The sequence below is a fragment of the Streptomyces sp. NRRL B-24085 genome, assembly GCF_001282115.1.
Classification (GTDB): domain Bacteria; phylum Actinomycetota; class Actinomycetes; order Streptomycetales; family Streptomycetaceae; genus Streptomyces.
On record NZ_LJBR01000575.1, the window covers coordinates 1 to 1,322 of the forward strand.

A 1,322-nucleotide genomic window follows, 5' to 3' on the forward strand; every position below is an offset into this window, starting at 1 on the left:
TCAGACCGCGCACCTTGCGGCCGAACCCGGCCTCCAGGCCGAGCGCGCCGCCCAGGTGCACCTGGTAGCCCTCGACCTGCTCGCCCCGGTCGTTGAGGACGAGCTGGCCCTTGAGACCGATGTCCGCCACCTGGATACGGGCGCAGGCGTTCGGGCAGCCGTTGAGGTTGATGGTGAGCGGCTCGTCGAAGTCCGGGATGCGGCGCTCGAGTTCGTCGATCAGCTGCGAGCCGCGCGCCTTGGTCTCGACGATGGCGAGCTTGCAGTACTCGATGCCGGTGCAGGCCATGGTGCCGCGCCTGAAGGGGGAGGGCTTGGCCGTCAGGTCCAGCGCCTCCAGGGCCTCGACCAGTGGCTGGACCTGCGCCTCCTCGACGTCGAGGATGATCATCTTCTGCTCGACGGTGGTCCGGACCCGCCCCGAGCCGTGCGCCTCGGCGACCTCGGCGATCTTCGTCAGGGTGGCGCCGTCGACGCGGCCGACGCGCGGGGCGAAACCGACGTAGAAGAGGCCGTCGTTCTGGCGGTGCACGCCGACGTGGTCGCGCCAGCGGCCCGAGGGCTCGGCGGGCGCGGGACCGTCGACCAGCTTGCGCTTCAGGTAGTCGTCCTCCAGGACCTGGCGGAACTTCTCCGGGCCCCAGTCGGCGACGAGGAACTTCAGACGGGCGCGGTTGCGCAGCCGGCGGTAGCCCCAGTCGCGGAAGATGCCGACCACGCCGGCCCACACCTCGGGCACTTCCGCCAGCGGCACCCAGGCGCCGAGCCGCACACCGAGCTTCGGGTTGGTGGACAGGCCGCCGCCCACCCACAGGTCGAAACCGGGCCCGTGCTCGGGGTGCTCGACACCGACGAAGGCGATGTCGTTGATCTCGTGGACCACGTCGAGCAGCGGGGAGCCGGAGATCGCGGTCTTGAACTTGCGGGGCAGGTTGGAGAACTCCTTGCTGCCGATGTACCGCTCGTGGATCTCCTCGATCGCCCAGGAGCCGTCGATGATCTCGTCCTCGGCGATGCCGGCGACCGGCGAGCCGATGACGACGCGCGGGCAGTCGCCGCAGGCCTCGGTGGTGGAGAGGCCGACCGCCTCCAGGCGGTTCCAGATCTCCGGGACGTCCTCGATGCGGATCCAGTGGAGCTGGATGTTCTGCCGGTCGGTGATGTCGGCGCTGCCGCGCGCGAACTCCTCGGAGATCTCGCCGATCACGCGGAGCTGCCGGGTGGTGAGGCGTCCGCCGTCGATCCGCACCCGCAGCATGAAGTACTTGTCGTCCAGCTCCTCCGGCTCCAGGATCGCGGTCTTGCCGCCGTCGATGCCGGGC

At 70.1% G+C, this 1,322-nt stretch carries 1 protein-coding gene; it reads right to left on the reverse strand.

Going from position 1 to position 1,322, the window contains the following annotated elements:
• Positions 1-1,322 (reverse strand): nitrite/sulfite reductase (locus AOJ26_RS39720; RefSeq protein WP_053853204.1); only part of this gene is annotated, 1,322 nt, incomplete at both ends.